The sequence below is a fragment of the Enterobacter sp. RHBSTW-00994 genome, assembly GCF_013782625.1.
In the GTDB taxonomy this organism is placed as follows: domain Bacteria; phylum Pseudomonadota; class Gammaproteobacteria; order Enterobacterales; family Enterobacteriaceae; genus Enterobacter.
Genome location: NZ_CP056199.1, coordinates 1,558,850 through 1,584,191, shown reverse-complemented (window position 1 = coordinate 1,584,191; position 25,342 = coordinate 1,558,850). Strand labels below are relative to the sequence as shown.

Sequence of the window (25,342 nt, the reverse complement as noted above, 5' to 3'; positions counted from 1 at the left end):
GCCTCTTACTTACGTTGATCATCCACCGTTACGCCCTGCGGCGGGGTAAACGTGAATTTCGATGCGTCGATTGCGCCGTTTTGCTGGGACTTCAGTTGATAGCTACTGCGCTGATCGTCCTGCTCCACTGCACTGAACTGATTGATAGTCCCGCTGCTGCTCACATTAATAGTGAACTGTTTGAGGTTGCCGTTGTTGCCTTTCGGCGTCAGCACAAAATCGTCACCATTTTGTTTGATGTTGTACTGCTGCCAGTCACTGGACTGGTTACGGGCAATCAGCATAAACGGAGTGTTACTGGTGGCATCTTTCAGCCATGTGGCCGTCGCCTGTTCGACAAACGGGTTAAAGAACCACAACGTTTTACCATCAGAAACCAAAATACTTTCATCCGGTTGTGTCATATGCCAGTTGAAAAGATTCGGGCGCTTAACCCATAAATCACCCTGACCTTCCTGCACTGCATTACCGCTGCCGTCAGTGACCTTCTGCGTAAAGCTGGCATGGAAGCTGCTCACTTTATCCAGTCGGCTTTTAAGGTCGCTGGCGGCATCAGCCCAAACGCTACTGGCAACAAAACTGGTCAATAATGCACAGGTGATGGCGAATTTTTTCATTGTTATTCCTTAAAAACATCATCCCGGTATGGGGTTTCTGTCATCTATTCTGAACCTGCCAGCAGGCAGGCGACAGAAGAAAATGCTTAATTTTTGCTGATTTACCCATCTTTGCATTCGCTGAAAGGTCAATCAAACGGCGGCGGAGCCAACACCTCACGGTTACCGTTATGCCCCTGCTCACTCACGATACCCTGGGCTTCCATCTGTTCGATGATACGCGCCGCGCGGTTATAACCGATACGGAACTGACGCTGTACACCGGAGATGGAGGCTTTACGTTTCTCAGTAACAAAGTTAACAGCCTGGTCGAATAACGGATCCAGCTCTTCTGCACCGTCAAAACCACCGCCACCACCTTCGTTTTCACTCTCGGAGGTAATACCATCCACGTACTGTGGGCGACCACGTGCTTTCCAGTCCTGAACAACCGCATGTACTTCCTGATCGCGTACAAATGCACCGTGAACACGGACAGGAGACGTCGAGTTCGGCCCGGAATAAAGCATATCCCCCATCCCCAGCAACGACTCTGCGCCGCCCTGGTCGAGGATAGTGCGTGAGTCGATCTTGCTCGACACGGTAAACGCAATACGCGTGGGAATGTTCGCCTTGATAAGACCGGTAATGACATCTACAGAAGGACGCTGTGTTGCCAGAACAAGGTGAATACCGGCCGCACGCGCTTTCTGCGCAAGGCGCGCAATCAACTCTTCCACTTTCTTGCCAACAGTCATCATCAGGTCGGCAAATTCATCTACCAGCACAACGATATACGGCAGTTTTTCCAGCACAGGATGCTGCGCATCCATGCTGTCTCCGGGCTTCCAGTATGGGTCCGGAATTGGACGGCCCATACGCGCCGCCTCTGCAATTTTCTCGTTATAACCGGCAAGGTTACGCACCCCCAGCGCCGACATCAGTTTGTAGCGACGCTCCATCTCATTAACGCTCCAGCGCAGAGCATTGGCAGCGTCCTTCATGTCAGTCACAACTTCAGTCAGCAGATGCGGAATGCCCTCATAAACCGACAGCTCCAGCATTTTCGGGTCGATCATGATGAAGCGTACATCTTCCGGTTGTGCTTTATAGAGCATGCTGAGGATCATGGCGTTCACACCAACCGATTTACCCGAACCGGTAGTACCAGCCACCAGCAGGTGCGGCATCTTAGCCAAATCGGCCACGACCGGGTCACCCGCAATGTCTTTCCCTAATACAACCGTCAGCGGCGACGGATTTTCGCGGAACTTCGCGTTATCCAGCACTTCACGCAGATAGACGGTTTGACGCTTCTTGTTCGGCAACTCAAGTCCGACATACGGCTTACCTGGAATGACTTCCACTACACGTACGGCAACGGTCGAGAGTGAACGCGCCAGGTCACGGGACAGGTTAGAAATACGCGCCGCTTTTACGCCAGGCGCCAGGTTCAACTCGAAGCGGGTGATCACCGGGCCAGGAGAGTAATTCACCACATCCGCTTTGATACGGAAATCAGCCAGACGAGCTTCCACCAGGCGGGCCATCTGCTCAAGAGCAAAGGTGTCGACCGGCTCGACTTCAGACGGCGGTGGCGTTAACAGATCCAGTGACGGCAACGGCGTGCTCGGTTTTTGCATTGGACGGCTATCGCCGTTACGCATCAACAACGGATGGATCAGGCTCTCCTGCGGCTGCGCCGTAGGTTGCTGGAATTGCGGTTGCTGCGGTTGCACATAAGCCTGCGGAGCCCTCTGTTGCAGCTGTGCCTGCGGTGCTGGAGCTGGAGGCTGACGAACCGGTTCAGCTTCTGGCATCACGCCCGGCGTGAATAACGGTTCACTCGGGCCATCATCCACCAAATCTTTCATCGGAGAGAATTCAAAATCCGATAGCGAGAACGGATTCGCCCCCGTTGGCTGTTCACCAGAGTAACGTTGCTGCTGAGTGGCAGCGAACTGTCGTGCCAGCTCAGCTTCCGCCGCATCATCTTCGTCGTCATGCGCATGGCCAATCTGCGTATCGTGTTGATAGTCTTCACCATAACGATGCTGCTGTGTGGCGGCAAACTGGCGAGCGAGCTCATCCTGCTGCACTTCATCCGCGTCGTCGTACTCAGATTCGCGCGCTTTTTCCTCCGCCATACGCTGAGAAGGCAGTTTGATACCAAATGAAGCGAGCTCTCGGCGTGTTGGCACGCGAACCCGATTGGGTCGCGGCAATTGTGGGCCAATTCCTTCCTTCACCTGTGGACGTGGCGCGCCGCCTGTTGCAAGGCTAAAGACAGGTGCAGCTACAGCGGCGGCGGAAACTGCGGGCGCAACTGAATGTTTGACACTCTCCGCTACAGGGGAGACGAATGCCGTTGGATCTACAACCGGCGCTGAAACAGAAGGCGGCGCAGAATGACGAATAGTCGGTTCCTGAACCGGTTCCGGCACAGGCTGATACCAGGCAGCAAGCTGTTCGCGCTCCCGGGCTCGCTTCTCTTCCACTTCTTCAAAATAGTACATCGGTGGACGCGCGGGCTTCACCTCTTCAGCATCAGCAAGAGGTTCCACAACAGGTTGTTCAGGCTCAACTGGCTCTGGTGTGTATTCCTGGTAAGCAGGAGAAACCGGAGGTTCGTATTCCGCAAAAGGCTGGGATTCATAGACCGGTTCAGGTTGATAAGGTTGCTGCCAGTGTTCTTGCTGCTGAGCAGGCGCGTAGCTATGCGGTTCAGAGGCAATGACAGGTTCAGGTGAGTGAACGGCTGGCGCAGAGTGCCACTCAACCACAGGCTGCTCCATGGCCGGCACAGGTGTAGGTGTAGGGGCAGGCGCAGAAGGCATAACGGCATCAACAGGCGCTGCATAGGCTTGTGTTGCTGTCATCGCGGCAGCCGCAACAGCAACCGGTTCCGTAACCGAATGGCCATTTAGCAGCGGATCATACTCGTCATAGTCGTCCGGTGTGGCGCGATTACCTGAGAAGAGCACATCATCGGGATCGACAGCCACGCCCCCAGTGCTATACGCAATCTGCTCGTCATCATCCATACGCTTGCCAGAGAAGAGCGCCGCATCGGTTTTGCGACCAAGCGGATTGGCAAATTTTTCAGCAACGCGCTTACGCCGTGCCAGCGCACCGCGCAGAATCCGGGCCCGACGGGACTCACCACGAGGTGTTACAGGTGAATCGTCCTCATCATCTTCATACTCGTCTTCATCGACCCACGTATCATCACGACGCGTACGGTTGCTGGCAAAAGTCAGAATATTAAGGATGAGGCTGCCGAGTTTCTCGGCGATACTGACCCATGACCAGCCTGTAAACAACGTCAGTCCCGCAGCCCAAATACACAACAGCGTTATTGTTCCGCCACTGCTGTGCAGCATCGGTTGAAGCGCGGTACTCAGCAAACTGCCGATAACCCCGCCCGAAGCGAAATACCAGATGTCATCCGCATTGATTGCCGCCAACCCGCAAGAGGTCAGAATGATTGCCAATGCGCCAATCAGGCGTAGCGAAACAGCAAAGTAATCGATGTATTCATCGTTTTGACGGTGACGCCAGGCAAACCAACATCCGCCAATGATAATGACGGGAATGGTATAGGCCATGACACCGAAGATGAAAAACAGAGTGTCGGCAAGCCACGCACCTGGAATGCCACCTAAATTATGGATAGGCTCATGCCAGGCAGTTTGTGACCAACTGGGATCCGAAGGATTGAAACTGAGTAAGGCTGCCATCAGCCAGACGGCAAAAAGGGCAATAACTATCAGCAACGCCTCAAGAAGGCGGCGTCCACTGCTTAGCTTCGATAATGTGACTTCTTTGTCTTCAGTATATTCCTGGCTCAAGAAAGGCTCTCCAGGTATCAGGCATGTCCTGCCTGTTTGCTAAAACGGACAACAGCGCCGGGTAACCCCGGCACTGTTGCTGTATGGATTAACAGGAGTGTAATCAAACTATGCTGATTTTGCACCTGTTCCGTGTTAGCGCGTCTTAATTACCAGACGATTGCTCTGTTTTACTTCTTCCATCACCACATAGGTGCGGGTGTCATTCACGCCAGGCAGACGCAGCAGGGTTTCACCCAGCAGCTTACGATAGGCGGACATATCCGGCACACGGGTTTTCAACAGATAGTCGAAATCGCCTGAAACCAGATGACACTCTTGAATTTCTTCAAGTTTTTGCACGGCGGTGTTAAATTGCTCAAACACATCCGGTGCACCACGATTCAGAGTAATCTCAACAAATACCAGAAGTGAGGCATCCAGATAATGCGGGTTTAACAGAGCCGTATAGCCCTGAATAAAACCCTGTCTTTCCAGTCGGCGCACACGCTCAAGGCACGGCGTCGGGGAAAGTCCCACACGTTTTGAAAGCTCGACGTTGGAAATACGCCCATCCTTTTGCAATTCATTAAGAATGTTACGATCGATACGGTCGAGATCTTTGCCAGGGCGCTTCTTGCTATCTACCATTATTATTGTCTCTCTGTATTCCTTCCCTACTCCTGCCTGGACCCTGTGCACATCACTGTTCAGAGCCTGTACCCGTTGCTCATCACATCGCCTGGTTATGTAATATACGCGATGCGAGTGCGGGTTCTACGGTAAGAAGACCGTTGCCGAAAAGGCAGCCACCAACATCACGTATGGCATCTGTCCACACCATGCGTAGATTTCGTTGACCCGGTAAAAATGGCATTTACGTGCATGCCTATGCGGCACACTGTTAACGCGGCTTTTTTTCTTCCTTCAATGTTTTCGCAAAAGCGCAGGGGATTGTCAAAGCAAAACATCGATTTTTAGTACAACATGCCGGATATTCATTACCGCCGGGGAATAAACCTCATTTTATTGCCTTATAAACAACCGGTTTTCAGTAGAAAGCGTTATGTTATAGCGCTCGATCCATCGTCAATGTCTATTGCACATATCGATATCAAAATCGCTGTGCTCTTTTTTTACGGCAACAAATTCCCTACAATCCAGCCAAATGTCTGCCAACAACAATGGGGATCTCATGGGCACGGCTAAACACAGTAAGCTGCTAATCCTTGGTTCTGGACCTGCGGGATACACCGCAGCGGTCTATGCTGCACGCGCTAACCTGCAACCGGTGTTAATTACCGGCATGGAAAAAGGCGGTCAGTTGACCACCACCACCGAAGTAGAAAACTGGCCAGGCGATCCGAATGACCTGACCGGGCCGCTGCTGATGGAGCGTATGCACGAACACGCGACCAAATTCGATACTGAAATTCTGTTCGACCATATCAATAAGGTCGATCTGCAAAACCGTCCATTCCGTTTGACAGGCGACAGCGGTGAGTACACCTGCGATGCACTGATCATCGCGACGGGCGCATCTGCGCGCTACCTGGGCCTGCCGTCAGAAGAGGCGTTCAAAGGCCGTGGCGTCTCCGCCTGCGCAACCTGTGACGGATTCTTCTATCGCAACCAGAAAGTTGCCGTCATCGGCGGTGGCAACACGGCCGTTGAAGAAGCGCTGTATCTGGCAAATATTGCCTCCGAAGTACACCTGATCCACCGCCGTGAGACGTTCCGCGCGGAAAAAATTCTGATCAAACGTCTGATGGACAAAGTGGCGAGTGGCAATATCGTTCTGCACACAAACCGCACGCTGGAAGAAGTAACAGGCGATCAGATGGGCGTTTCCGGGCTGCGTCTTCGTGATACCCAGAATACCGATAACGTGGACTCACTGGATGTTGCAGGCCTCTTCGTTGCAATCGGACACAGTCCGAACACCGCCATCTTTGAAGGTCAACTGGCGCTGGAAAACGGCTACATCAAAGTGCAGTCAGGTATTCATGGCAATGCCACGCAGACCAGCATCCCAGGTGTCTTTGCTGCGGGTGATGTTATGGACCACATTTACCGTCAGGCAATCACCTCTGCGGGCACTGGCTGCATGGCAGCATTAGATGCCGAGCGTTATCTTGATGGGCTGGCTGAGCAAGGTAAATAATCTTTACAAGTCAGTAACAAACGTAAATAAAGGCGGCCACAGGTCGCCTTTATTTTTTCTGACGTGTAACATTGCGATGCCCAATTTCTTATAACTCACCTGCAAAGCACGCAATGGAAAAAACCCGTCAACAAGAGTTAACTCGCTGGCTGAAACAGCAAAGCGTTCTTTCCCGCCGCTGGCTGAATATTTCCCGTCTTTTGGGACTTATCAGCGGTCTGTTGATTGTTGCCCAGGCATGGCTGCTGGCCCGCATTCTCAATCATATGATCATGGAGAACATCCCGCGCGAAGCGCTCCTGCTTCCCTTTATCGTGCTGGTGCTGATTTTTGTCCTGCGCGCCTGGGTCGTCTGGCTACGCGAACGTGTCGGTTTTCACGCCGGACAACATATTCGCTATGAGATACGCCGTCAGGTGCTGGACAGGCTTCATGACGCCGGGCCTGCCTGGATTCAGGGAAAACCCGCCGGAAGCTGGGCTACGTTGATCCTCGAACAGATCGACGATATGCATGATTACTATGCACGCTATCTCCCGCAGATGGCGCTGGCCGTCTGCGTCCCGCTTCTGATTGTTGCCATTATTTTCCCGTCTAACTGGGTGGCCGCACTTATTTTACTGTGCACCGCCCCACTGATCCCACTGTTCATGGCGATGGTAGGGATGGGAGCGGCGGATGCCAACCGTCGTAATTTCCTGGCCCTGGGACGATTAAGCGGTCATTTTCTGGATCGACTGCGCGGCATGGAAACATTGCGTATTTTTGGTCGCGGTGAAGCCGAGACAGAAAACATTCGCCTCGCATCGCAGGATTTTCGCCAGCGCACCATGGAAGTCTTGCGTCTGGCCTTCCTCTCCTCTGGTGTCCTCGAGTTCTTCACCTCGTTGTCCATTGCACTCGTCGCTGTTTACTTTGGTTTCTCCTATCTCGGCGCACTGGATTTCGGGCACTACGGTACGGCCGTTACCCTTTCAGCCGGTTTCCTGGCACTGATTCTGGCTCCAGAGTTTTTCCAGCCACTTCGCGATCTCGGGACGTTCTATCATGCCAAAGCGCAGGCTGTGGGCGCGGCAGATAGTCTGAAAATCTTCCTTGAGACACCATTGGCTCATCCTGAACGCGGTGAAGTAACGCTAAACGCCAAAGAGCCCGTGAGCGTTGAAGCGACCGATTTCTCTATTCTGTCGCCTGAAGGCAACGTGCTGGCGGGTCCGCTGAATTTTACTCTCTCTGCAGGTCAGCGCGTGGTATTGGTAGGTATCAGTGGTTCGGGTAAAAGCTCGCTTCTGAACGCGTTATCTGGCTTTATGGCCTACACAGGATCCCTTCGTATCAATAAGACAGAGTTGCGCGATCTTGACCCGGAAGCCTGGCATAAGCAGCTAAGCTGGGTGGGGCAAAACCCGCAGTTGCCTGCCCCGACATTGCGTGAAAACGTGCTGCTTGCCCGTCCGGATGCACGCGAAGATGAACTGCAATCGGTTCTCGACCGCGCCTGGGTCAGCGAGTTTCTACCGTTACTCCCGCAAGGTGTTGATACCGTCGTTGGCGATCAGGCGGCCGGTTTATCCGTCGGCCAGGCTCAGCGTATTGCCGTTGCGCGTGCTCTGCTTAACCCTTGCCAGTTGCTGCTTCTGGATGAACCCGCAGCAAGCCTTGATGCGCACAGCGAACAGCGCGTCATGCAGGCCCTCAATGCCGCTTCTCTTCAGCAAACCACGCTAATGGTTACCCATCAACTGGAAGGCATTACCGACTGGGATCAGATTTGGGTGATGGAGAATGGCCATATTGTAGAGCAAGGCGATTACGCCACACTCTCTGCCGCACAGGGACCCTTTGCCACCCTGCTGGCTAACCGTCAGGAGGATATCTGATGCGCGCCTTACTCCCATATCTTGCACTGTATAAGCGCCACAAATGGATGCTGACACTTGGTATTATTCTGGCAATTGTAACCCTGCTTGCCAGCATCGGTTTACTGACACTTTCCGGTTGGTTTCTGTCAGCATCTGCCGTTGTTGGCGTCGCCGGGTTGTACAGCTTTAACTATATGCTTCCAGCTGCGGGTGTCCGTGGTGCAGCGATCACCCGTACTGCCGGACGTTATTTTGAACGTCTGGTGAGCCATGATGCGACCTTCCGTGTACTGCAACATCTACGCATCTATACCTTCAGCAAACTGCTGCCACTCTCCCCTGCTGGGCTGGCACGTTTTCGTCAGGGAGAATTACTTAACCGCGTTGTCGCAGATGTCGATACGCTTGATCATCTTTATTTGCGGGTAATCTCACCACTGGTGGGCGCATTTGTGGTGATCGTCGTCGTGACGCTTGGTCTTTGCGTACTGGATGTCCCTATCGCTCTGGCGTTGGGTGGCATCATGTTACTGACACTGCTCCTTCTGCCCCCGCTGTTTTATCGCGCCGGTAAACCTACCGGGGAAAATCTGACTCGCCTGCGCGGTGAATACCGTCAGCAATTGACATCATGGCTACAGGGGCAGGCGGAGCTAACCATTTTTGGTGCAAGCCAGCGCTACCGCGCGCGGATGGAGAGTACGGAACTTAACTGGCACGAGGCACAGCGTAAACAGTCCGAACTCTCGGCGTTTTCACAGGCACTGATGATGTTAATTGGCGGTTTCGCTGTCATTGTCATGCTATGGATGGCATCTGGTGGCGTGGGTGGCAATACTCAGCCTGGTGCGCTAATTGCGCTCTTTGTTTTCTGCGCCCTCGCAGCATTCGAAGCACTCGCACCCGTAACCGGAGCATTCCAGCATCTCGGCCAGGTTATTGCCTCAGCTCTGCGCGTAACGCAAATTGCAGAACAAGAGCCGGAGGTGCGTTTTGATGCACAACATGCCTGCGTACCTGAACGAGTCACTCTGCACCTCAACGACGTCACCTTCAATTATGCCGGGCAAGCCCAAAACGCGCTGGAGGGGATTACCTTATCCGTTCAGGCAGGAAAACGTATTGCGCTTCTGGGGCGTACAGGTTGTGGTAAATCGACACTTCTGCAGTTATTAACGCGTGCCTGGGATCCCCGGAACGGGCAAATTCTGTTTAATGACGTTCCACTGACTGAATTCAGCGAACAGGCATTACGAAAAACAGTCAGTGTCGTTCCTCAACGTGTACATCTGTTCAGCGCAACCCTGCGTGACAACCTGCTGCTGGCAGCCCCTCAGGCTTCTGACGAGGAGTTGCGCACGATGCTGGAGCGTGTGGGTCTGCATAAACTGCTCGAAGACGACGGGCTGAATAGCTGGCTGGGTGAAGGGGGACGCCAGCTCTCCGGTGGAGAGCTGCGTCGCCTGGCGGTTGCCCGTGCACTGTTGCATGACGCACCACTGATGTTGCTGGATGAGCCAACTGAAGGTCTGGATGCGACAACCGAAAGCCAAATCCTTGATTTACTGGCTAATGCCATGAAAGGAAAAACGGTGATCATGGTGACACATCGCCTGCGCGGGCTGGCAAGTTTCGATCAAATAATTGTGATGGACAACGGACACATTATTGAGCAAGGTAGTCACGCAGAACTGTTAGCGAAACAGGGTCGCTACTACCAGTTTAAACAGCGTCTGTAGACTATATTTGAACCGATCCTAACTCGCGTATTGGAGTTCTGCTGTCATGCGCCTGGTCCAGCTTTCTCGTCATAATATTGCGTTCCCTTCCCCCGAAGGGGCGCTACGTGAACCCAACGGACTGCTGGCGCTTGGCGGCGATCTCAGTCCCGCGCGGCTATTAATGGCCTACCAGCGCGGGATTTTCCCCTGGTTTTCTCCTGGAGACCCTATCTTGTGGTGGTCTCCCGATCCCCGGGCCGTATTGTGGCCCGCCCAGTTTCATCTCAGCCGGAGCATGACGCGTTTTCACGCAAAATCCCCTTATCGTGTGACTCTTAATCACGCTTTCGGCCAAGTGATTGAAGGTTGCGCCAGCGATCGTCATGAGGGAACCTGGATCACCCACGACATTATCGACGCCTATCATCGCTTGCATGAACTGGGCCATGCCCACTCAATCGAAGTGTGGAAGGAGGGTGAGTTAGTTGGCGGGATGTATGGTGTAGCACAAGGGACGCTCTTCTGTGGCGAATCGATGTTCTCCCGCGCCATTAACGCCTCCAAAACCGCGTTGCTGGTCTTTTGCCGCGAATTTGCCCATCACGGGGGCCAGTTGCTTGATTGTCAGGTCCTGAATGAGCATACCGCTTCGCTGGGTGCTGTCGAGATTGCCCGACGTCAGTATATTGAACACCTTGATGTCTACCGCCTGGAAACATTGCCACGCAACTTCTGGATACCCCGAACACTCTTTCTGCCCAATGCATAAATGTTTTCCGCATATTTTTTATGAGGGTGTTATAATTACGCCGCAGAGTAGCTTCTGCCTGTTGCCCCGCCGCCGTTTGGGAATTCTTCGCATTAGATAACGTTCTGACGTTTATCCTGTCGTCTCCCCTTTACGAATGCGCTTCTCGTGCGGTTATACCGTGACGACTGGGCAATGCGCCGAAACTGTTTTGCTGCGTTTTAAACGCGCAATTCTTTACTTAATTGATGAATTTCGGCATTATCTTGCCGGTTCAAAACTTGGTAGTGATACCCCAGAGGATTAGATGGCCAAAGAAGACAATATTGAAATGCAGGGTACCGTACTTGATACGTTGCCTAATACCATGTTTCGCGTAGAACTGGAAAACGGTCACGTGGTAACTGCGCACATCTCCGGCAAAATGCGCAAAAACTACATCCGCATTTTAACGGGCGACAAAGTGACTGTTGAGCTGACCCCGTACGACCTGAGCAAAGGCCGCATTGTCTTCCGTAGTCGCTAATTTTTTCGCCTGTAATGGCTGATGAATAATAAAAGGCCGGGATAATTCCCGGCCTTTTTTATTGTCACCCTTAAACCACCTCCTGGGGAGGTGGTGATTGCTCCTGTAAGGCTATAGCCTGAAGAATGCCCATGCCGGAATATCTCTGCTTACTCACCACAAGTAAAAGGAGACAAACCGACATGGGGCTTTACAGGAGTTCATCACATGTATATTGGCGTTGTAAATACCACATAGTCTGGACGCCTAAGTACCGCTTCAGGATCCTCAAAGATAAGTTGGGCAAGGAACTTTACAGAACAATCTATATTCTCTGTGGAATCAAAGATTGTGAGGTTCTGGAGCTAAATGTTCAGCCAGATCATGTACATCTTGTAGTAATCGTTCCGCCGAAGCTCTCAATATCAACCCTGATGGGTCATCTCAAAGGCCGTAGCGCGATCAGGCTGTACAACCGTTTTCCACATATCAGAAAAAAGCTATGGGGAAACCATTTTTGGTCCCGTGGCTATTTTGTGGATACGGTAGGAGTGAATGAAGAAATTATCAGACGATACGTGAGGCATCAGGAGAAAACGGAACAAACGCATGAACAGCAGATGGAATTGCTAGAGTAGTAAACGGAAAGTGACAATAGCCCCCCTTACAGGGGGCATTCTCAAAAGCCACCTTCTAAGAAGGTGGTCTTTTACTTATAAGTTCTTCACACGCTCTTTTCCCTGAAAACATGTGAAGTTGTTGTTTCTCAAAACCACGGAATAGTCGCGCCTGCACTTAACCCATAAGACGAAAACACACCTGAAACAGGTTCAGCCAGGCAATCACCATGGCGAATAAATAACCTGAATGATTGTCCTGTAGAAAGGCTTCGCATATTAATCCAGGGCAAATCGGTATACCCGGCTTCCGTTGTCAACGCGCGTTCTTTCGCCTCTTCTTCAGTTAACCACCCTTTCCTCACCGAGCGACGCAGTAGCCGCTGCGGGCTACTTTTTACCTGCACACGGCTGACACAACGCCAGACCGTCATGGATGGCACTGACAAAATCTCAGTACACTGGCAGTAATCGCTTAGCCCTTTTCGCCACACCATTGACTCAAGCTCATGTAATGCGTGCAGATAACCATGTAAACGCAAGATCGCGCCAGGTTTTAAGTCATGTAAGGGGAAACTCACGCCTATATCGCCCTTTCCTCTCTGAACCAGTGCGCGGTGCAGTTTGGCAAACAACGCCGCCATCAGCACCTCTTCACTGAACTCCGGATCGGGGAGCAGACGAATCTCCAGATAGTGATCCATTACCGCTCCTTAGTCACCTTTCTCACCAAACACACCACCGCGAATCAGAACTGCCATAACGTAATGTTGTTGCTCAGCGTCCGGTTTCTGCCCTTTTGTAACCCAGTTATCAAGGAGGGTATAAAAATCCATTTTCTCTTTCGGCTGACGACAAGCCACACCGCGGCTGGTAACAGATCCATATGGCTCAACGGCTATTGCGCCCAGTTCATCAACCTTGGGATGCCAGGTATCAATGGTACGGAGTGCATTACCTATTTTCTGAGAGTGCATTCCTGCAACATTATCCACCTGGTACAGCAGACGACTCTTACTACTGTTGCTGTCCAGCACCAGCTCCTGAGAAGGGAAAATCTCCTGCCCTGCCCCTAAAAGCACCTGAGCCTCCACACTCAACAGAACAAACCCGTCCCCACTGAGCCCTTTTTCAATTTCCCTAGCCAGTTCATTGAGATCCGTATCGCTGCTGGCAAAATCACGTAATCCGTAACTGTGCGCATCAAACACCCACGTCTTGCTTCCCGCAACCCTGACAGTGATGCATTCTGCGCCGACACGGTTACGCCATAAAAAACGCCCGTTTGCCAGATTGGTTGCATAGCGACGTGCCAGTTCTGAAAAACCGTGTTCACTGATATAACCCTCAATAACCTGCTGCAGTTCATCCTGATAAGCCCGGTCATTGCACACAGACGGTGTGGAAAGGTTGCCCAACACGCGCAGGGTAAATTTCACCTGCAACGTATCAGCATCTGCGGGTAATGCGGCGACATCCACACGCTGCAGGTTTGCTTTCTGGATTTCCGCATCCAGTTTTGCGGGATCGTTAACCAGCGCATTTTTCAGTCGGTTGGAGATTGTTCCCCGTACGGCTTTTTCCTGAAGACGAACCGGCTGCCACACTTTTCCCTCCCAGTTTCCTGAGTACATCACCGCGTCGGAAGTGGCCAGTTTACGTTCAAATGCCAGTACAGAAGCCGTTTTAACGGCCGTTGGAGCCTTTGCCATGTGTCAGTCCTTTTGATTTTGATGTTCTGATACCAGAGGTGCGTCCGCCCCCTGGCAGTAATAGCCGCTTTCAGTGGTGTGATAGCGCCAGAAAATATCGTTCAGCGAGGCAATTCGATGCAGTCCGCACCATTCACCCACACCATATACCGCCTCGGTAAAAGCAAACGGCGTACACGCATCACGCGCGTTGGCCACAACACCCGGCGCATAGCATTCCGATATTCGTTGATAACCTGTCATCAGCGGAACCAGATACCCCGGCTGAGGTTTGGGAACGTGTCGCCATGTCGCAGGATCGCCTTCCTGAATATCGCCCTGCTCAGGTATCTCGGCCTGGATTTTCAGTGCAGCAAAATCAAGCCATGCATCAAGCAGTGTGGCGTCAGGATTACTCTCAAGCAGTCTCTGATGATGCTCTGTCAACCAGCGACTGCGGTCGCGCAAAGCAAAACCGGGCATGAGTTGCCACTTCAGGCGGGACATATCACGATCTGTCGTGGGCATTGCCATCACTGAAATATCGGGAACAGAGACGATAATCCCACCCGCCAGCCGGAGCGTCGGGCAAATCTGGGCCAGATAATCCGCAAGATCCCGCAGCCCGTACTCACCATTCGGAATTTCACCGTGGCATTCCAGTAATAGTGAAACCGTCATATGCATGCGCCCCTCTTCATTAAAAGAGGCCGTTTTTGCCTCTCGCGTCAGAGGATTTCGGGTAAGGGAAAACTGATAATCACGACCAGACGTATGTGCATGAACCTGCTGCTCATGGCTGACAACAGCACAGCCATCAATCCGTAGTCCCTGGCTTTTCGTTAAGTGACGTGAGAGTGCGTGTGCAAACCCCAAAAAGTGGGTGATGGCAGGAAAACCATAGGTCATGCCTGCAATCGCATTCGCGTTTTCCACTTTCAGGCGACGAAGAAGGATAAGCGAACTCATTTCAGCCCCTCCCTGATAATTTTCTCCATCTCGCGCAGATTCGTACTCAAGCGCTCACGGGTTTCCCATTCATGTTTTTCAACGGCGCCCACGTCAGGCAAAGCCTTACGCAGACGCGCGTTCAGCCACAGGGCAAAATCCTCAGCCACATCGGCCTGCCAGTCATCTTTCTCTCGCTCCAGACGGAAGGCCTCATCGGTTTTCGTTCGCCACGGATCCAGCCAGAGCTTCTGATGGGGTTTTAGATCTGCACATTTGAGGGTCCAGCATTGCCATGCTTCACTTTGATATGCTGAAGCAATGGTAAATAACTGGTCGATTAGTGCATCAATGCATGCATCACGTGCCGCCCGAATACGAAAGTTGGTGTAATCACCGGTTCTTGTCAGCAATGACACAAGCGACTGGATTGTGCCACTGACCCGACGGTCAAACTGACCGCCAAAGGTAAACAGGGTGCGCAGATTCGTCGGGGGTTTATCAGACCTTTTCCATTGTGGTGGCTGGCAGGAAAGCAACCAGACGCGTCCGCCACGAACACTGTTGAGATAGGAGATATTCTGCGGCTTTGTGCCACCAAAATGCATTTCAGCAGCATCAGGAAATAACACCAATGGCCGGGGATGCCAGGTCTTCTCGCGGCGCGCTTTCCAGATGGCTTTTACGTCATCGCCAAAGCGCAACGCAACCATCTTCTGGTGCAAAGCATGGGCAAGGGAAGTCGCAAATAGAGGGCTTAACAAATGGTACTCTCCCTTGACGGGGAAATACCCCTGCTTTGCCAGCGTGTGTGACGTTGGTTCTCCTGGCGTTAATGCCCGGGAAAAACCGGAAACCCACGCCTTCAGTTGCTCGATGTCGTCGGTAAAAGCAGCCAGAGGACGGTGATCCCCCCGTTTCAGACAAGCCAGCAGGGAATCACCATTTTCAGCACGCGCCTGTAGTAGCTTTGCCACATCAAGTACGGCGGCATTACCCACTGCATCTGGCTCCAGATAAGGTAATACTGCACTACTGAGATACCCTTCCCTGGCGACTGCCTGACAAAAAATACTGCTGCTTTTTGAGTCTCCATGTGTGAATTTTGCTGCATGAGTCACAAGGCTAATTTGCCCCGCTCGTTTTGCCGCATCCGTCAGCCAGGCCTTTGGTTCATATCGCAGCTCAAGTTCACGGCGTTCTGCCGCAAGAACGACGCTATCTTCGTCACGACGTTTTGCCGCATCTTTATCAAATGCCTCCAGCTTTGTTTGCCGTCGCCCGGCGATATACTCAGCAATAAAAGCGGTTAGTGCTTCAACTGACATACTTGCTCCTGTCTATTGATCAGTATTCCCTGAACACACCCAAAACCGGGTGATATAGCCATTGCTCGGTTACCTCCTTTTTGTTGACCCTCAGCGTCATTTCGCCATAACGCTTCGACACAGCGGCAAGTTCCATTTGCTTTGCTTCTGCCAGCGTCACTAATACCTCGCTGTAATCGATATCCAGCCACGACTGTACGCCGTCGGCCATGTGCAGAGTCTGAAGACAGAACTGGCCAGCAGGTTTCAGACCACCGTCATCCTGCAAAAGACAGAAATCAGGCTTATCGTCGTCTTCCGTCATACTCAGGAAAAAAGAGGCCTGCGGTGAGGACTGACGAAATGGCGTGCGTCGTTGTAACTCTCCGTTCCACGTCAGTGGCAACCGCCACCACTGTGCTGCAATGGCATCTGACTTGTCGCCGCCCTCCAGCAACGCCGCACGCAGGCGAGTATGTTCCAGCGATGCAAGCGCATTACCAGGGGCATTCTCAACAATACGTGGAATAGCATTCAGCGTGCGGTAAGCCGCTTCGGTAAACAGTTCACGCAGATCGTGGTGATGAAGTGAATGCTGCTCCGTCTCAAAACCCGGCTGTGTATAGGCCACTTTCTCGCCCTGAAGGGCGCGGATATTCCGGTTCAGAATCACCAGATTTTCTTCAGCAGGAACTTGCTGGCGATGACGCTGAATGCGTCCTGCAAACTGGATGAGTGAGCGCATTGAACTGGGTTCGATGATCCCCCAGTCGGCATCAAAATCCCTGCCGACTTCCAGAACGGAGGTTCCCAGAACAACGAAAATATGGTGCTGATGCGATGAGATCAGTGCCTGTTTGACCTCCGGAAGCTGCCAGATTTGCGCCGGATCGTGCCGGGTAAAAGCACTGTCCAGCCGTTTTTCTATCGCCGCGCGTACCGCCAGAGGGTGCTGACTGTGGTAAACGCAATAATGAATGCAATAATTTTCGGGTGCAGGCGATGCCATCAACGCCTGTGCCACTGCCACCAAAGGATTAATATTGGCCAACCTAACAAGACCAAAAGAAACCGTCTTGCCCGTTTTATGTCTATTGTGGTGTTGCTGATGCAGCCCGAATATCTGCTCCTGAAGGGTTTTCGCCACCGCCGGTATCACATCAGCACGGCTGGTCGACTCCGGCTCCACCACGACCAGTTTACCGGGACGAAGACATGGCTGGTCCGGCAAACGCTTCGCTCGCTTATTCACAAAATCCCGGTGCGCAAGCTGAAACCTGGTTTCGTCCAGAACCTCTTCCGACTGTGAGCCGTATTCATCAAACCAGGCACAACAAATTTTAACCGGCCTGCCGGATACACCGCAGGCCATTTGCCAGGCCTCACGTCCTTTCCGGTATGCCTCAAATAACGCTTCAGTTAATGCCGGGGGTAACGTCGCCGACGAGAGAAGCACGCGAGAGCCAAGCATGCCAGCCCAGTTCACCAGCCGACACAACGCGTGCAAATCGTCAATATCAAAATCATCCGGTTCATCCAGAACCAGATCGCTGGTCAACAAACGCAGCATGGCAGGGATCTGTCTGCCGCCCCGGACTCCTTCCGTTGCTGGCATCAAATGATCGACCGTGGTGACCAGTACCGGAGCGCTGACCAGGCGATTAAGCGCAGGCTCAGTTGCCAACCATTGTTGCGCGATACCGCTCCCCGTAGCGCCTTCATAATGGACATAATGGTGGCTGGCAAAAAACGCCTCATCGCTGGCGCTGTTGTTATCTACGTCATTGTTCCCGTTGTAGAGTTCCCTCACGGCAGCGGACCCTGTGACCACAGCCAGCGTGTCATCATCAAGCCCAAGACGAGACTGTAATGCCTGCCCGGTTTGCAGCGTCAACGTGCGTAATCCCAGAGCAACACTAAAGCGACACCCTTCCTGCTCATCAGACAGGGCATACATGATGCGTGCATTGGCAAAGGTTTTACCACACCCGGTAGACGCCATGTTTATGCCGAAAAAACCCTGCTCAACACTTTTTTCCCGCAATGCCAGCGCGACATCCCAGGCCTTATTTTGCCAGTGAAAGCGAGTGTCTTTCGCCCGCTCCCGAAACGTTTTATGACGGGCAATCGCTGGCAATGATCGCCGTAATAAAGGCAATGAACGTCCGAGCAGCAACGCATGATGTGCCACACCAATATTGTGCTCATCGAGCTTTTGTTTACGTTGTTTTGTCTGACGGTCGCTATTTGCCCAGACAGGCATAGCGTCATCCTGCCATTCCGTACGTGGGGGTTGGGAAGAGTAAAAGTGGTCAGCCAGCATGAGTGACAGACGGGCCAGGTGGAGGGTGAACAGATTATCCAGAACGCCATCACGCAGCAGTGCTGGCATATTCCTGATACGTTTGCCAATTTGTCTGGCTTTCTCACGCCACATCTGACTTTTCAGCGGCGTGCCATCCGGAAATTTCCAGACATTTTTAAAATCACGCTCTTTCCACTGACGCCTATCAGTCGACGTGTGATTCAGTGAATTCCAGTCTGCATTCAGTTGCCTCTCAATCCACCCATCGCAGTAAATAAGCTGAGGTGCAGTAGCGTGTGATTGCGGTAAACGATGGTGTGACAGCATTAACCACGCCACCACCTTAGCCAGCGGGGGCAATGTGCGGAACGGGCTGCCACTTCGGGTCGGTGTGTCTATATCCAGAGCCTTCAGCATGGCTTTTTCATCAGTTGCTTTTAAATGCTCCAGCTTTGCCAGCCACTGTTCATCTGTCTGTTCCCCGACAAATGCCTGAAACAGGCGAACGGAAATCCATTCATGCCGGTAAGGCTGGCAGGCATACTGGCTCTCCCCGCGCAGCGTTTGCTGAAAGCACATCCCGGCTTTGCCAAAATCATGAAATAACCCGGCAATAGCGGCCAGTAAAGCCATACTTTCCGCATTGTGCCAGCGATGTTCAGCATCATTTTTCACGACACGTTGTGTCGTACGATGGGTCGGAACACGTCCCTGAGCATTAAAACGACGAAGATTACCCACCACCCACAGCAGTTCAGTTTGCCCATTTTTTTTGAGCCAGTGACAAGCCACAGCAGTGTTACGTCGTGCTGTTTTGCGCAGCAATTTCCGTAGAGTGTTGACACCTTCCAGGGTGATGACCGTTTGCCAGGCGGCATCTCCGGTACGCTCAGCAAACTGATCGATGATCCTGCAACTTTCATTACGTGCATGTTTAGTGCAACGGGAGATGATCAGGATATTCACTGCGCGCCTCCAGCCAGCGCCTGCGATGTTTCCTGCAAGGTCGTGATCATGACATCCAGCGCATTTGCCTGCTGGAAGACGTTGATACAGCGCTGACGAAACATCTGATGATCTTCGCCTTCCATTGCGGCGATGAAGGCCTGCGGCATAACCAGAGCATCTTTCATCAGATCGGCAATATCAAAAACCAGCCCTCCCCGCCGGGTTTTGCCATGCATCACGGCAAGACCATGAGGTATGCCAGTCACCCACGCAGCAACTGCGGCCAGCCCATAGGCCAGATAGTTGCCCTGATCGAGAAACCGGTTTGCCATATCCGAGCCGCCACCCCGTTTAGCGCGGGTAAAATCACCATAACCAACCGTCTGGCTTGCCAGCCTGTAGAGTGATTTAGTCAGTTGCGCTTCCTGGAGCATCAAGGAAGTATGGTCACTGGCATGCTCCATGCCGTTCCTTGCACGCTCAAGGATCGTTTGCAATGCGTCGTTATCAGGCTGGAATGCGGTTTCACGTTGCATTCGCAATCCGGACCAGTGTTTTTCAATCTGCTGCAAACGAACAAGCTGAAACTGTTTTGCCGCCTGCAGGCGTTTTTCCTCGTTAAACCAGAATGAAACCCAGTTTTGCAGATACTCTGTCGGACGATATTCGCTTTGTGGGCAAAGCCAGGAAACATCGATATCCACTTCGTTAGCAGAATAAAGAGGCGTGCCGTCCGTACCACAGAATCCGACCATTACCCCGGCACGCGCAAACTCGCGCATGGCCATTTGCGTGACGGATGTTCCCATTCCCAGCATGACTGCGGTGGTATTCGCGATAGGGATATTCCAGTAAAACGATTCTTTACCTTCCTGGGTGATGTACTCTACTCGCCCCCCATTGACCTGAACTCTGCACTTTTCCAGGTAATAAATATTGGCTCGTTTGGAGTGAAGAATCGTCTTCAGGTCTGATGGCATGATGCTATTCGTGGACATCGTAACGCCTTCCGGTGGTAAGCATATAGGGCTTGCTATGCTAACGAATAGAGATAAAAATTAAATGTGACCAATATCAAATAGATATAAATAAAATTGAATATAAATCTTTTAGACAACTCAAAAACAGATTTAATTCATCGAACTTATATTTAATCTGATATGTATATTTTAAAATTCCAGATTCGCTTTAGCTCACCTAAATATAGTCTGCCTGTACGGCAGTGAACTTTTGCGCAGATGCACATCATTTCAGGTGGTGTTTCTAAGCTGCCTGTACGGCAGTGAACTTCGCTGACCTTTCGTTTATGCCGATAGTTGATTTCTAAGCTGCCTGTACGGCAGTGAACAGTGTCGCCAGAGTGACACCTTTCAGATTACCTTTCTAAGCTGCCTGTACGGCAGTGAACCAGGAACCGCATTCAGCACCGATCTTGTTGCGTTTCTAAGCTGCCTGTACGGCAGTGAACCACAGGTTGCAGCCAACATTTCATCTGACTCATTTCTAAGCTGCCTGTACGGCAGTGAACGTAAGGACTTCACGACCTTCTTTGCGCTCGATTTTCTAAGCTGCCTGTACGGCAGTGAACGTCACAAGAGGAACTACCAACTTCCCTGTGTTTTTCTAAGCTGCCTGTACGGCAGTGAACGACTGGAGCCGATTGCTGGTATGCCTGCAGGTTTTCTAAGCTGCCTGTACGGCAGTGAACGAGGTGCAGGGATTGCCGACAGACGAGATAGATTTCTAAGCTGCCTGTACGGCAGTGAACCCGGTTATCGCAACGCGCGTTGCGTTGCTTGCTTTCTAAGCTGCCTGTACGGCAGTGAACAAAAATCACGGGTTTCATGCTGTGATGATGACTTTCTAAGCTGCCTGTACGGCAGTGAACTGGAGCAATCTACACCTATCCTGTTGTCTGATAAAGATAAAATTCCTTTATATCCAATAAACCCTTTTTTCCGGACGTCCCTTCGCCTTTTAATAAATCAATAAGTTACATAAAGGGCCGAAAAAAGGGTTCGACGAGATACGCCTAGAATATTCCCCCGGCGTACTGGGTGGCACGTTAACAATTGAGGTGAATCGACATATTTCCACAGCGAGAAGCAATAAGATCCGCGGCCATTGAATGCGTTAAATCATGAAGCAACCCGGTCAAATGCGGCAGCATATCGCGGTCAAAATGCGAGATAAGTAGCACATGGTTTAATGCCCGGCAGTAATCGCATTTGGTTTCAGTATCTTCCAGCAGCCACTCTTTTCTCCGTGGTGCTTCCTCGGCTTCTTCAAACTCCACGACCTGAAAATCACTCATCGACTCCGCAAGCCCTGTTTTGACTTCTTCAAGGTACGCACCAAGACAGCGGCAAACAGGTTGAGTTTGCGGGAGTGAATGACAATCAAGCAGGATTTCGGTAAGCAGTTTACAGCGCTCGGCGAGCGTTGGGAGGTCGGGGGTAAGCGAGAGTTCGCTGTAGATCTGAGGAATACTCGTATGTTCCATTTAATTATGACTCCGTGTGAATTGTAAGATCTCCACCCGAACGCCAACTCAGGCGGCAGACTGAACCGGTTTGGCGTACCGACTCACACGAGAAAATCGGCGCTTCAAAGAAGCCCCGGCTCAGCCCACCATAATTGAGTCTGCGGATTATATCGCTAGCTTTCAAAAGTGTGAACGAACCTTATGATAGTCGACGAATCAACATCATTTCTCTCGTGTAATCAGGACGCCAATCCTGACACCTGATTTTGCAGGTGCGCCGCCATTTTATTACTGTAAATTTATCCAGCAATCATTACCGCAATAAACTGGAAAGCGCCTCGCAAAATTTCAGTGCGGCCTGATGCCCTCTCCCATGGGGAGAGGGAGAAAAGCAGGCATAAAAAAACCGGGCAATTGCCCGGTTTTTTAAGACTAATATTCGAAATCAGTGCGCCGCTTCCGGCTTATGCTTCTGTGCACTCTGGAAATCATACGTCAGCTCATTCTTCGCCTGATCCAGTGCAACCGTCACCTGTCCGCCATCCACCAGCGAGCCAAACAACAACTCGTTTGCCAGTGGTTTCTTCAGGTTATCCTGGATCACACGCGCCATCGGACGCGCCCCCATCGCACGGTCATAGCCTTTCTCAGCCAGCCAGTTGCGGGCCTCCTGGCTTACTTCCAGCGACACGCCTTTCTGATCCAGTTGAACCTGCAACTCGACGATGAATTTATCCACCACCTGATGGATCACGTCGGTAGACAGGTGATCGAACCAGATAATGTTGTCGAGACGGTTACGGAACTCCGGCGTAAAGATCTTCTTGATCTCTTCCATCGCATCAGTGCTGTTATCCTGGTGGATAAGCCCGATGGATTTACGTTCGGTTTCACGTACACCGGCGTTGGTGGTCATAACCAGCACCACGTTGCGGAAGTCCGCTTTGCGCCCGTTGTTATCGGTCAGCGTCCCGTTATCCATCACCTGCAAGAGAATGTTGAATACGTCCGGGTGTGCCTTCTCGATTTCATCAAGCAGCAGAACCGCGTGCGGATGCTTGATTACCGCGTCGGTGAGCAGGCCGCCCTGGTCGAACCCTACATATCCCGGAGGCGCACCAATCAAACGGCTGACGGTGTGGCGCTCCATATATTCGGACATATCAAAGCGTAGCAGTTCAATACCCAGCGCTTTGGACAGCTGAACCGTCACCTCGGTTTTCCCGACGCCAGTAGGACCGGCAAACAGGAAGGAACCGACAGGTTTGTGGTCATGTCCCAGCCCGGCACGGGCCATTTTGATCGCTTCGGTTAAAGCCTCGATGGCTTTATCCTGACCAAAGACCAGCATTTTCAGACGATTGCCGAGGGTACGCAGCGTGTCACGGTCACTCTGAGAGACACTTTTCTCAGGGATACGTGCAATGCGTGCTACCACGGATTCAATGTCCGCCACGTTAACCGTTTTCTTACGCTTACTGGCAGGCATCAGGCGCGCACGCGCACCCGCTTCGTCAATGACGTCAATTGCTTTATCCGGCAGATGACGGTCGTTAATGTATTTCACCGCCAGTTCCACCGCCGCTCGCACCGCTTTCGCCGTGTAGCGGACATCGTGGTGCGCTTCGTACTTCGGTTTCAGGCCGTTGATGATCTGCACTGTTTCCTCAACAGACGGCTCAGTGACATCGATTTTCTGGAAGCGACGCGCCAGAGCACGGTCTTTTTCGAAAATGTTGCTGAACTCCTGGTAGGTCGTGGAACCCATCACGCGGATCTTGCCACTGGAAAGCAGCGGTTTGATCAGGTTAGCAGCATCCACCTGCCCACCAGAGGCAGCACCCGCACCGATGATGGTATGAATTTCATCGATAAACAGAATGCTGTTGGTGTCCTGCTCCAGTTGCTTTAACAGCGCCTTGAAGCGTTTTTCAAAATCACCACGGTATTTGGTTCCTGCCAGCAGAGAACCAATATCCAGAGAATAGATGGTGCAATCGGCAATCACTTCCGGTACGCCACCCTGCACAATACGCCAGGCAAGGCCTTCCGCAATCGCGGTTTTACCCACGCCAGATTCCCCTACCAGCAGCGGGTTGTTTTTACGGCGACGGCACAGCACCTGGATGGCACGCTCCAGCTCTTTGTCGCGGCCAATCAGCGGGTCGATACCGCCAACGCGAGCAAGCTGGTTAAGGTTGGTGGTGAAGTTTTCCATACGATCCTCCCCGCCTGCTTGCTCTTCGGTATTGTTAACCTGGTTGCTGGAATCCGATGCCTGGTTAGGCTCGTCTTTCCGCGTTCCGTGAGAAATGAAGTTCACCACATCAAGGCGACTGACTTCATGTTTGCGCAGCAGATACGCTGCCTGTGATTCCTGTTCGCTGAAGATAGCCACCAGCACATTTGCGCCAGTCACTTCACTGCGGCCAGAGGACTGGACATGGAACACCGCGCGCTGCAAAACACGCTGGAAGCTGAGCGTCGGCTGAGTGTCGCGCTCTTCTTCACTGGCAGGCAGCACCGGTGTGGTTTGTTCGATGAAGGCTTCGAGTTCCTGACGTAGCGCCACCAGATCCACGGAGCAGGCTTCCAGCGCTTCGCGGGCAGATGGGTTGCTAAGCAGTGCGAGCAGTAAATGCTCGACGGTCATAAACTCATGTCGGTGCTCACGCGCTCTGGCGAAAGCCATGTTTAAACTGAGTTCCAGTTCTTGATTGAGCATAGGCACCTCCCCCAATTTTATGCCTTATCAGGCCTTTTCCAGCGTACACAGCAACGGATGCTCGTTCTCCCTTGCATAGTCGTTCACCATCGCCACTTTCGTCTCCGCGACTTCTGCGGTAAAAATCCCGCAAATGGCTTTACCACGGTAGTGAACGGTAAGCATCAGTTGCGTTGCACGTTCTACATCATAAGAAAAGAACTTTTGTAGCACGTCAATAACAAATTCCATCGGCGTGTAATCATCGTTCATTAACATAACTTTATACATAGATGGCGGTTTTAGCGCGTCACGCACTTTGTCTTCCGCCAGTTGATCAAAATCCAGCCAGTCGTTCGTCTTACTCATTTTTCATAATCACTATGAATCTACCTCAGATGTTAGATAACAATCATCTATTACTGTCATCCGCGATGTCTGTCACAAACCCTGCCAATAGCGTTAACTGCTTCAAATTTTTGGTTGATTATGGTCCCAACTCCAGCGCCAAACGCTTGACGGCTTGTTTCGTTTATCTAAATTGTACAAGCGTGAGTTGGCGAGGTTTTGAACAGCCCCCACTCCACCACCGGTTCATTCCATCTTAATTAATAAGATTTACGAAGGATGTCGAAGCATGGAAATGGGTACTGTTAAGTGGTTCAACAACGCCAAAGGGTTTGGTTTCATCTGCCCTGAAGGCGGCGGCGAGGATATCTTCGCTCACTATTCCACCATTCAGATGGATGGTTACAGAACGCTCAAAGCCGGGCAAACAGTCCGGTTCGATGTTCACGAGGGACCGAAAGGCAATCATGCCAGTGTTATCGTGCCCATTGAAGCAGAAGTTGTTGCATAGCTCTCTGATTCATTGTGTACATCCCGCACTCAAAATGCCAGCCCGATCGGCT

The 25,342-nt window shown here is 51.9% G+C and carries 19 protein-coding genes, 1 pseudogene and 1 CRISPR repeat array; of the genes and pseudogenes, 8 read left to right on the top strand and 12 right to left on the bottom strand.

Going from position 1 to position 25,342, the window contains the following annotated elements; all coding sequences use genetic code 11:
• Positions 1–5 precede the first annotated feature (5 nt).
• The 3 genes from lolA to lrp form a co-directional block, all read right to left on the bottom strand.
• The gene (gene lolA, locus HV346_RS07430) at positions 6–617 is read right to left on the bottom strand and encodes an outer membrane lipoprotein chaperone LolA (protein ID WP_181622888.1); all 612 of its coding nucleotides are present in this window, start codon (positions 615–617) and stop codon (positions 6–8) included.
• Between the two features lie 128 nt (positions 618–745).
• Positions 746–4,447: a DNA translocase FtsK 4TM domain-containing protein gene (locus HV346_RS07425; RefSeq protein ID WP_181622887.1), complete on the bottom strand. Its 3,702-nt coding sequence runs from the start codon at positions 4,445–4,447 to the stop codon at positions 746–748.
• A 135-nt stretch (positions 4,448–4,582) separates the two neighbouring features.
• Positions 4,583–5,077 (bottom strand): leucine-responsive transcriptional regulator Lrp, encoded by a 495-nt coding sequence (lrp, locus tag HV346_RS07420; RefSeq protein ID WP_000228473.1) that lies wholly within the window; start codon positions 5,075–5,077, stop codon positions 4,583–4,585.
• A 544-nt stretch (positions 5,078–5,621) separates the two neighbouring features.
• On the opposite strand from lrp, the gene trxB reads away from it, so the two are divergent.
• From trxB to tnpA, 7 genes and pseudogenes are all read left to right on the top strand, one after another.
• A complete protein-coding gene (trxB, locus tag HV346_RS07415; RefSeq protein WP_181622886.1) occupies positions 5,622–6,590 on the top strand; it encodes a thioredoxin-disulfide reductase in 969 nt (322 codons plus the stop codon).
• Positions 6,591–6,703: 113 nt separating this feature from the next.
• Entirely contained in the window at positions 6,704–8,470 is a 1,767-nt protein-coding gene (gene cydD / locus HV346_RS07410) for a cysteine/glutathione ABC transporter permease/ATP-binding protein CydD (RefSeq protein ID WP_181622885.1), read from the top strand.
• Positions 8,470–10,191 (top strand): cysteine/glutathione ABC transporter ATP-binding protein/permease CydC, encoded by a 1,722-nt coding sequence (cydC, locus tag HV346_RS07405; RefSeq protein ID WP_181622884.1) that lies wholly within the window; start codon positions 8,470–8,472, stop codon positions 10,189–10,191. The genes cydD and cydC overlap by 1 nt, the downstream gene beginning before the upstream one ends.
• 46 nt (positions 10,192–10,237) lie before the next feature.
• Positions 10,238–10,942 (top strand): leucyl/phenylalanyl-tRNA--protein transferase, encoded by a 705-nt coding sequence (gene aat, locus HV346_RS07400; RefSeq protein WP_181622883.1) that lies wholly within the window; start codon positions 10,238–10,240, stop codon positions 10,940–10,942.
• 185 nt (positions 10,943–11,127) lie between these two features.
• Positions 11,128–11,301, top strand: a pseudogene (locus HV346_RS23395) (hypothetical protein); the annotation flags it as partial.
• Positions 11,229–11,447, top strand: a complete 219-nt coding sequence (gene infA, locus HV346_RS07395; protein WP_002211347.1) for a translation initiation factor IF-1 — start codon at positions 11,229–11,231, stop codon at positions 11,445–11,447. The pseudogene HV346_RS23395 and the gene infA, both read left to right, overlap by 73 nt.
• Before the next feature lie 182 nt (positions 11,448–11,629).
• Positions 11,630–12,064 (top strand): IS200/IS605 family transposase, encoded by a 435-nt coding sequence (tnpA, locus tag HV346_RS07390; protein WP_181623715.1) that lies wholly within the window; start codon positions 11,630–11,632, stop codon positions 12,062–12,064.
• 128 nt (positions 12,065–12,192) lie between these two features.
• Here tnpA and cas6f read toward each other — a convergent pair whose 3' ends face one another.
• The 9 genes from cas6f to clpS form a co-directional block, all read right to left on the bottom strand.
• Positions 12,193–12,747, bottom strand: coding sequence for a type I-F CRISPR-associated endoribonuclease Cas6/Csy4 (gene cas6f, locus HV346_RS07385; protein ID WP_181622882.1), 555 nt, complete (start codon positions 12,745–12,747; stop codon positions 12,193–12,195).
• Between the two features lie 9 nt (positions 12,748–12,756).
• Positions 12,757–13,755 carry a type I-F CRISPR-associated protein Csy3 gene (gene csy3 / locus HV346_RS07380; RefSeq protein WP_181622881.1) on the bottom strand — a complete coding sequence of 333 codons (999 nt, stop codon included), beginning with the start codon at positions 13,753–13,755 and terminating at the stop codon, positions 12,757–12,759.
• A gap of 3 nt (positions 13,756–13,758) precedes the next feature.
• On the bottom strand, positions 13,759–14,703 hold the full coding sequence (csy2, locus tag HV346_RS07375; protein ID WP_181622880.1) for a type I-F CRISPR-associated protein Csy2: 945 nt from the start codon (positions 14,701–14,703) through the stop codon (positions 13,759–13,761).
• Complete coding sequence (gene csy1 / locus HV346_RS07370; protein ID WP_181622879.1) at positions 14,700–16,010, bottom strand: type I-F CRISPR-associated protein Csy1; 1,311 nt, start codon at positions 16,008–16,010, stop codon at positions 14,700–14,702. The genes csy2 and csy1 overlap by 4 nt, the downstream gene beginning before the upstream one ends.
• Positions 16,011–16,029: 19 nt before the next feature.
• The gene (gene cas3f / locus HV346_RS07365; protein WP_181622878.1) at positions 16,030–19,260 is read right to left on the bottom strand and encodes a type I-F CRISPR-associated helicase Cas3f; all 3,231 of its coding nucleotides are present in this window, start codon (positions 19,258–19,260) and stop codon (positions 16,030–16,032) included.
• Entirely contained in the window at positions 19,257–20,240 is a 984-nt protein-coding gene (gene cas1f / locus HV346_RS07360; protein ID WP_181622877.1) for a type I-F CRISPR-associated endonuclease Cas1f, read from the bottom strand. Before cas1f ends, cas3f begins: the two co-directional genes overlap by 4 nt.
• A 202-nt stretch (positions 20,241–20,442) precedes the next feature.
• Positions 20,443–21,130: a CRISPR direct-repeat array (repeat unit 28 nt; unit sequence TTTCTAAGCTGCCTGTACGGCAGTGAAC).
• A 177-nt stretch (positions 21,131–21,307) separates the two neighbouring features.
• A complete protein-coding gene (locus HV346_RS07355; protein ID WP_181622876.1) occupies positions 21,308–21,745 on the bottom strand; it encodes a hypothetical protein in 438 nt (145 codons plus the stop codon).
• 427 nt (positions 21,746–22,172) lie between these two features.
• Positions 22,173–24,452, bottom strand: coding sequence for an ATP-dependent Clp protease ATP-binding subunit ClpA (clpA, locus tag HV346_RS07350; RefSeq protein WP_181622875.1), 2,280 nt, complete (start codon positions 24,450–24,452; stop codon positions 22,173–22,175).
• Between the two features lie 27 nt (positions 24,453–24,479).
• Positions 24,480–24,800 (bottom strand): ATP-dependent Clp protease adapter ClpS, encoded by a 321-nt coding sequence (gene clpS, locus HV346_RS07345; RefSeq protein ID WP_181622874.1) that lies wholly within the window; start codon positions 24,798–24,800, stop codon positions 24,480–24,482.
• A gap of 268 nt (positions 24,801–25,068) precedes the next feature.
• Between clpS and cspD the strand changes: the two genes are divergently transcribed.
• Positions 25,069–25,290, top strand: coding sequence for a cold shock-like protein CspD (gene cspD / locus HV346_RS07340; protein WP_181622873.1), 222 nt, complete (start codon positions 25,069–25,071; stop codon positions 25,288–25,290).
• Positions 25,291–25,342: the final 52 nt, after the last annotated feature.